We start from the raw sequence: 7,016 nt of genomic DNA, 5'->3' as shown, positions 1-7,016 counted from the left end.
AGATGATTGCTTTATATTGTTAAAGAACGTTGCGACGTTGTCGCTAGGGATGCGTATAATACATCCTTAATTTTTCGAGTCAACACTTAATTTTAAACTTTCTTTTTAGACCGTTTTAAACCGAAGTTTTACTTAACTCTCTGTCACCTTGTTCAGCGCTTTTCATTGCTGCCCGCCGTGTCAGTGGATGCGCATTATAGGGATGCGAAGAATTAACGCAAGCACTTTTTGTAGAAAACTACTAAAAACTTACCTTTCGCGCAAAAAACAAGCTAAAGGCAGTAAAAAACACAGTTTACTGTACAAAATACAGTCAACTTTTCTCGAGAGGATCTTAAGTATTATCGAAAATAGGTAATACGCAAGTTTTTAAATAAAAAAAGCGCCACTATTTTTAGTGGCGCTTTTATCAATCAACTCTTAATTAGTACAAGATACTATATAACTTACGACGATACTTAGATGCCAAGGCATCGCCATCAGGTAAAGAAGCGATAATTTCTAGATAGGTTGGTTTTGCATCTGCGTAGTTAAGATCTTTTTTAAGTACATTAAATAACATCTCTAAAGCTTCTTCTTTACGACCCGCACTATTAAGAGCATTACTTAGTTCTACTTTTATCTCTAAATCATTTGGGTATTTATCAACTTTATCCTGCAGTGCTTTTATTTCAGGTGAATCTGTTGCAGCTAATGCTTGTTCACACTTTGCTTGAATATTTGTGAAATACGCATCACGTTCGTTTTCTGCAACCGAATCTAATAATGCTTGTGCATCTTCTAATTTATGAATTTGAATACAGATATCAGCTAAAACTAACTTTACACGTGTATGGTTTGGATCAAGCTCATAAGCCTGCTTTGCATAGTTAAAAGCATTATTTAAATCTTGATTAATTAACGCTTGCTTAGCTTGCTCTAGTAATAACTCGTGTTGAGCTGGTAAATGTTTGGCTAGCGCATCGCGAATTTGCTGTTCTGTTTGAGCACCCGGTAACATATCGACAGGCGCTGAATCTTTTAACATCACAAGCGTAGGTAATGCTTGTAAACCAATTTGCTGCGCAAGTTGCCCTGCAAGGGCTTGTTCAACATCACAATCTAATGTCGCTACTAATAAATGCTCACCATACTCATTTGCTATTTTCTCTAAAATTGCAGCTTGCTGATGACATTCTGGGTTTTGCGCAGAGTAAAAAGTAAGTAGCACTAGCTTTTCAGCGGACGTTTCACCCAGTGCTTGCTGCAAATTTTGCTGGGTAAGTTTTATCATATTATTCATTTGATCGATTGCACTATATAAGTATTTAGGTTTTTATATAGTGGCAAACATAACAATTACAAGCCCCACGGGTCGAGGTCATTATGAAATTATCTGCTATTTCTGCAGCTTTATTACTTCTTAGTCCATTCGCACAAGCAACAACGCTCGATTTAAATCTCAAAAAAACTATGCCTGAGATTGAAAAGCTTTATTTAGATTTACATCAATCTCCCGAGCTGTCTTACCACGAAAAAGAAACTGGTCAAAAGCTAGCAAAGCAATTAAAACAACTGGGCTTTACTGTTACAGATAATGTAGGTGGTTATGGCGTTGTTGGTATTTATGAAAACGGTGATGGCCCTACAGTAATGATCCGCACAGATACTGATGGATTACCAATTGTTGAGCAAACAGGAAAACCTTACGCCTCTAAAGTGACTGTAACAAATGATGCTGGTGCAACAGTTGGCGTAATGCATGGTTGTGGTCATGATATTCACATGAGTTCATTTATTGGCACAGCACAACAGTTAATGACACATAAAGATCAGTGGCAAGGTACGCTAATGATGGTCGCACAACCTGCAGAGGAAGTTGGCGGTGGTGCAAAAGCAATGCTTAAAGAAGGGCTTTTTACTAAGTACCCTACTCCTGACCATGTTATTGGTTTACATGTAAGTGCGAGTGTTCCTGCTGGTAAAGTCAGCATGAAAACTGAGTATACGATGGCAAGTGTTGACTCTGTTGATATTACTGTAAAAGGTAAAGGCGGTCACGGTGCCTATCCACATACAACAATCGACCCTGTTGTGATTGCTTCACGTATTGTGTTGGCACTGCAAACTATTACCAGTCGCGAATTGTCACCACTAGAACCGTCTGTTATTACTGTTGGCTCAATTCACGGTGGCTCTAAACACAATGTCATTTCTGATGAAGTAAAACTACAGCTCACACTTCGCAGTTATAACCCTGAAGTACGTTTGCAACAAATCGCGGCGATTAAACGAATTTCTAAAGGTATCGCATTAAGTGCAGGACTTGATGAAAGCTTAGCACCTGAAGTATATGTGCATGAAGATGAGTCAATTCCTTCGACTTATAACAATCCAGCTCAAACCAACCTAGTGCGTTCAGCAATTGCTAATGCTATTGGTGAAGACAATGTACTTGAAACTGAAGCTGTAATGGCTGGTGAAGACTTTGGCCTATACGGTCGTACAGAACAGCACGTGCCAATTACTTTGTTTTGGTTAGGCGGTGTTGAACCGAGTCAATATGATGCAGCAATGCAATCTGGCGCAACATTACCTTCATTACACTCAAGTAAGTTTGCACCTGATTACAAAAAGGCGCTTCCTACTGGGATTACAGCGATGAGTAATGCTGCGGTTGCCCTATTCAACAAAAAATAGTTTAGGCTGACTTAGCTCTGGGCTTAGCTTTTCTTTTAAAACGTCGCTTTTGCGGCGTTTTTGGTAACTGGGCAAAGACTTGGCTGTCGCACTGCTTAGCTTGCTCAACTAAAGCATGTAACTCTGCCAACAATGGCGTTAAAAATTGCTGATAACTCATGTGTTGCTCAGCTATATCCCCTAACGATGCCTCCCACTTAGCTGTTAAGTCAGGGCTAGCAAGCTGCTCTGGTAATGTACTTATGAGAGCTTTGCCTGTTGCGGTAGCTAGAATGTTTTTACCCTGACGCTCTAAAAAGCGGCGTTTAAATAAAAGCTCAAGAATACCAGCCCGTGTAGCCTCAGTGCCTAAGCCATCAGTTTCTTTGAGGATCTTTTTAATTTCTGGGTCTTTCACATAGCGGCTGATGCCTGTCATAGCACTCAATAAGGTAGCATCAGTAAAATGCGCTGGCGGTGTCGTCATTTTGTCTACCACTTCACCTTGAGTGCAATGCAGCGGCTGACCTTTTTCAAGTGGCGGTAAGGTTTGCTCATCCTTTAACTCTGTTTTGCCCATTAATGTTTTAAAGCCTAAGCTAACATCTTGCTTAGCAGCAGCTTTAAAAAGCCCACCCGCAATTTCAACCGTTACTTTAGTTTCGTTAAATATATAGTCTGGATAAAACTGAATTAAATAATGACGGCAGATCAAGCGATAGATTTTTTGTTCATCACTATTTAATGATGCTGAGCGAAGCTGTTTTTCGGTAGGAACAATAGCGTGGTGAGCTGCCACTTTGCTGTCATTAAAACATTTACTCCGCTTACTGGTATCAGCTTGCTTGCAAGCTTCACTTGCTTGACCTTCATTATTGGCGATGGCAGCAATAATACTCGCTGCATCTTTATGATGCTCTTTTGGTAAATAGCGGTTATCTGAACGAGGATACGTAATTAATTTATGGCGCTCATACAAGCTTTGACAGGTATCTAGCACTTTTTGTGCAGGCATAGAAAACGCTTTTGCCGCGTCAATTTGCAAAGCAGATAAGTTATAAGGTAACGGCGCTTGTTGCTTTTTTTGCTTTTGCTCAAGCTCGACTATTTTAGCCGGTTGATTAGTTATGCGTGACACTACATTTTCAGCAAGCCCTCTATGTAATACCCGCCCTTCTTCATCTTGATAAGGTTCACATGCTTTACTTGGCTGCCACTTTGCAGAAAATACTTGCTGCTGCTGAGTTTCAAGATGAGCTAATACTTCATAAAAAGGTTTCGCTACAAAGTTAGCTATTTCATTATCACGATTTACAACTAGACCTAAAATAGGCGTTTGAACACGCCCAACAGATAACACATTACCAAACCCAGCTTTTTGCCCAGCAAGCGTATAAGCGCGAGTTAAATTCATGCCAAATAGCCAATCGGCACGTGAGCGAGCTAAAGCAGATACACTCAATGGAATAAAATCGCGATTCGATTTTAAATTATTCAGCGCTTTTTTAACTGCACTTAAGTTTAAGTCGCTAATTAAGAGTCGTTGAATTTGCTGTTTTTTGGCTTGGCTAAGTTTAACCTGTTCGATCACTTCATCAACCAATAGCTGGCCTTCGCGATCAGGATCGCCAGCATGAACTATTGTACTAGCCTGCTTGATTAGCTTTTTTAATACAGTGAGTTGTTTACGTGTTTTTGCTTTAGGTTTTAATTGCCATTGCTCAGGCACGATAGGTAAATGCTCAAACCGCCACTTTTTAAAACTTGCATCATAGTCATCAGGTTCTGCTTGTTCAAGCAAATGACCAATACACCATGAGACACAATCACCATTACCTAGCTCTATATAGCCATCATGCTTTTTTTGTGGTTTTGGCAGTGCATCTGCAATGGCTCGCGCCAAGGATGGTTTTTCGGCAATGTAAAGTTTCATAACGCAATACTAAATACTGTTTTTATAAACAGTAGTCTAGCACAGGATTTTTAACGAAGAAACGCATTATGCTTGCTGGCTTCGTCGAGTAAAGAGGTAGATAAGCGGTAGGTAACATACGACCACAGTACCAATATTGATTAGCGGTAGCAGGGTCTTGTACATGTAGGTGCTGTAAGACAAATCCCAAAGGTGGCGGTCAACTAAACGGAACAACTGTAAAATGGGCGCCATTATCACAACCAACTGCCCTAAAACACTTTGCCATAAGTAGACTTTATCTTTAATACCTAAGTAAGCAATGATTGCCATCCAAGCAATATCATTAAAAGCCCAGACTACATAGCGCCAGATATAGATATCATCAAACTCTCTTAAAGCAGAATAAATAAGAGTTCCATAAAGGAAAAAAGCAGCAGTAATGATAGAGAAATAAAAAGCGGGCCAATCTTTACGAAGATAAAAAATAATAATAGCCGGGCTCAAAATGAACACCCAGCTATTGCTTAATATAACTCTAATTTCTACAAACCAATCAGGCAAAATGCAGTGCCTTAATCAGTTTTATCGTCATCACCGCCATCACCATTGCCAGGCATATAGCTATATTTATCAACTTTTTTCATTTTTATACTCCATTACATGTGTTAATGAAGTTTCACTTTAATTGATTTATTGCCTTACATCAATAGGGTCAGACTCGTGTGCTTTACCTTGCATAATAGAGATTTCAACACGGCGATTACGCTTGCGATCTTCATCGGTCACATTCGGTACAAGGGGCCTTGTTTCTGCGTGACCTACCACCATCATACGAGATTTATCAAAACCTGGCGCTTTTTCCATTTCACTGGCAACTGCCACCGCACGTTTTGATGATAAATCCCAATTATTAGTATAAAGCTCATTCGATACTTGGAAGTCATCAGTGTGACCTGACACGGTTATTTCACCCGGCACATCTTTTAACAGCGTAGCAATATCACGAATAATAGGTTTAAATTTTGGCTGTAAAAAAGCACTACCTGATGGAAATGAGCCATTCTCACGAATACGAATAATAATTTGCTGGCCTAATGACTCAAGCTCAATTGCACCATCCATAATTTGCTGTTCTAATTGCTGGGCAATTTTCTTCACAAGTTCATTTGTTTGTTCTTGATCAGCTGCTGAAATTGACTGCTCCAACGCTTGTTGCTGAGCCGTACTTTGCGATTCACCACCACGTTTATTACCGCGCTGTTCTTGACGACCACCGGCAGAGCTTTCGTCGCCAGCCTGAAACTCAAGCATTTGTTGCGTCATTTCTACAGTTTGTTGTTGAATCGTTTCAATAGGAGTGGGTTCAGGTTTACCCGGAGTGAACTCCATGGCAATGACCGAGGTTCCTTTTGGAATATCTTTTACTTCAATTTTATTTTGTACACCGAAAGCAAACTTCATGGAGCCGGCAATTTGCTTAAACTTCAGTACGTCCATTTCTGAGAAGGCAAGCAAGAGTACAAAGAAGCACATTAATAATGACATTAAATCTGCGAAGGTTCCCATCCAGGCGGGTAAACCTGGAGGTGGACATTTGCACTCTTGATCTGACATACCCTACTCCTCGGTATCAACTTTACGTTTTGATTCAGCTAAGTAGTTTTTCAAGATACCTTCAATTACTTTCGGGTTTTGACCATCTTGAATACCCAGTACCGCGTCGAGAATTAAGCGTTGATTAAGTGCTTCCTCGTCTTTACGTAGCTCTAATTTTACCTGAATTGGAATAGCAACAACGTTTGCTAAGAACGCACCATAGAGAGTTGTTAAAAGCGCAACCGCCATTGCAGGGCCGATTGCTTTTGGGTCATCCATGTTTGATAACATAGCAACCAGACCGATTAGCGTACCGATCATCCCCATCGCAGGAGCGATATCGGCAAGTGATTTGAATAACCCAGCCCCTAGCTCATGACGGTTAGCTGTAAGAGAAATATCTTTTTGTAGTGTGGCACGAACAACATCAGCATCATGACCATCCACTAACATATCGACCCCTTTGCGCATAAAACCGTTGGGGATTTCGGCTTCTTCTAATGCTAAGAAACCACCTTTACGTGCTGAATCAGCTAATTCTACTGCTTTTTCAATTAATTCTTCTGGAGATTCGATTTTGAACATAAAGGCTTTTGCAGCGACTTTACCTATGCCCAAAAATTGCCCCATAGTGAAATTCGATAATACGATAAAAATCGAACCACCAAATACAATGACCACCGAAGGCGTGTTGTAAAACATTGCAACTTGGCCGTCACTACTTAACACCATCGACATAGCAATTAAGCCTATGGCACCAAGAATACCTATTATGGTTGCTAAATCCACATACCCCTCCAGAGGAACAATTACACGACACCCTCAGGTATCAAATTTTTATTATTAA

6 protein-coding genes are annotated in these 7,016 nt (G+C 40.2%); 1 reads left to right on the top strand and 5 read right to left on the bottom strand.

The genetic code is table 11. The features are described 5' to 3' along the window. Positions 1 to 424 precede the first annotated feature (424 nt). Positions 425 to 1,282: a tetratricopeptide repeat protein gene (locus tag WA256_RS17910; protein ID WP_335992771.1), complete on the bottom strand. Its 858-nt coding sequence runs from the start codon at positions 1,280 to 1,282 to the stop codon at positions 425 to 427. A gap of 83 nt (positions 1,283 to 1,365) precedes the next feature. Between WA256_RS17910 and WA256_RS17905 the strand changes: the two genes are divergently transcribed. Further along, positions 1,366 to 2,679, top strand: a complete 1,314-nt coding sequence (locus WA256_RS17905; protein WP_062566074.1) for a M20 metallopeptidase family protein — start codon at positions 1,366 to 1,368, stop codon at positions 2,677 to 2,679. Position 2,680: 1 nt separating this feature from the next. Here WA256_RS17905 and WA256_RS17900 read toward each other — a convergent pair whose 3' ends face one another. The 4 genes from WA256_RS17900 to pomA form a co-directional block, all read right to left on the bottom strand. Further along, a complete protein-coding gene (locus tag WA256_RS17900) occupies positions 2,681 to 4,591 on the bottom strand; it encodes a DNA topoisomerase III (RefSeq protein ID WP_335992770.1) in 1,911 nt (636 codons plus the stop codon). A gap of 66 nt (positions 4,592 to 4,657) precedes the next feature. Continuing rightward, the gene (locus WA256_RS17895) at positions 4,658 to 5,134 is read right to left on the bottom strand and encodes a hypothetical protein (RefSeq protein WP_054562655.1); all 477 of its coding nucleotides are present in this window, start codon (positions 5,132 to 5,134) and stop codon (positions 4,658 to 4,660) included. Between the two features lie 129 nt (positions 5,135 to 5,263). Next, positions 5,264 to 6,187 (bottom strand): flagellar motor protein MotB, encoded by a 924-nt coding sequence (locus WA256_RS17890; RefSeq protein WP_054562656.1) that lies wholly within the window; start codon positions 6,185 to 6,187, stop codon positions 5,264 to 5,266. Between the two features lie 3 nt (positions 6,188 to 6,190). Then, positions 6,191 to 6,958, bottom strand: coding sequence for a flagellar motor protein PomA (gene pomA / locus WA256_RS17885; RefSeq protein WP_054552564.1), 768 nt, complete (start codon positions 6,956 to 6,958; stop codon positions 6,191 to 6,193). Between the last annotated feature and the right edge of the window lie 58 nt (positions 6,959 to 7,016).

Origin of the sequence: Pseudoalteromonas sp. CH_XMU1449-3 (assembly GCF_037027245.1) — a bacterium.
Taxonomy (GTDB): domain Bacteria; phylum Pseudomonadota; class Gammaproteobacteria; order Enterobacterales; family Alteromonadaceae; genus Pseudoalteromonas; species Pseudoalteromonas shioyasakiensis.
This window is presented reverse-complemented; position numbering and strand designations above follow the sequence as displayed.

What these genes read in the sequence shown, in the direction of transcription:
- WA256_RS17910 (WP_335992771.1), bottom strand. Translation starts at nt 1,282, where the DNA reads ATGAATAATATGATAAAACTTACCCAGCAAAATTTGCAGCAAGCACTG.
- WA256_RS17900 (WP_335992770.1), bottom strand. Translation starts at nt 4,591, where the DNA reads ATGAAACTTTACATTGCCGAAAAACCATCCTTGGCGCGAGCCATTGCA.
- WA256_RS17905 (WP_062566074.1), top strand. Translation starts at nt 1,366, where the DNA reads ATGAAATTATCTGCTATTTCTGCAGCTTTATTACTTCTTAGTCCATTC.
- WA256_RS17890 (WP_054562656.1), bottom strand. Translation starts at nt 6,187, where the DNA reads ATGTCAGATCAAGAGTGCAAATGTCCACCTCCAGGTTTACCCGCCTGG.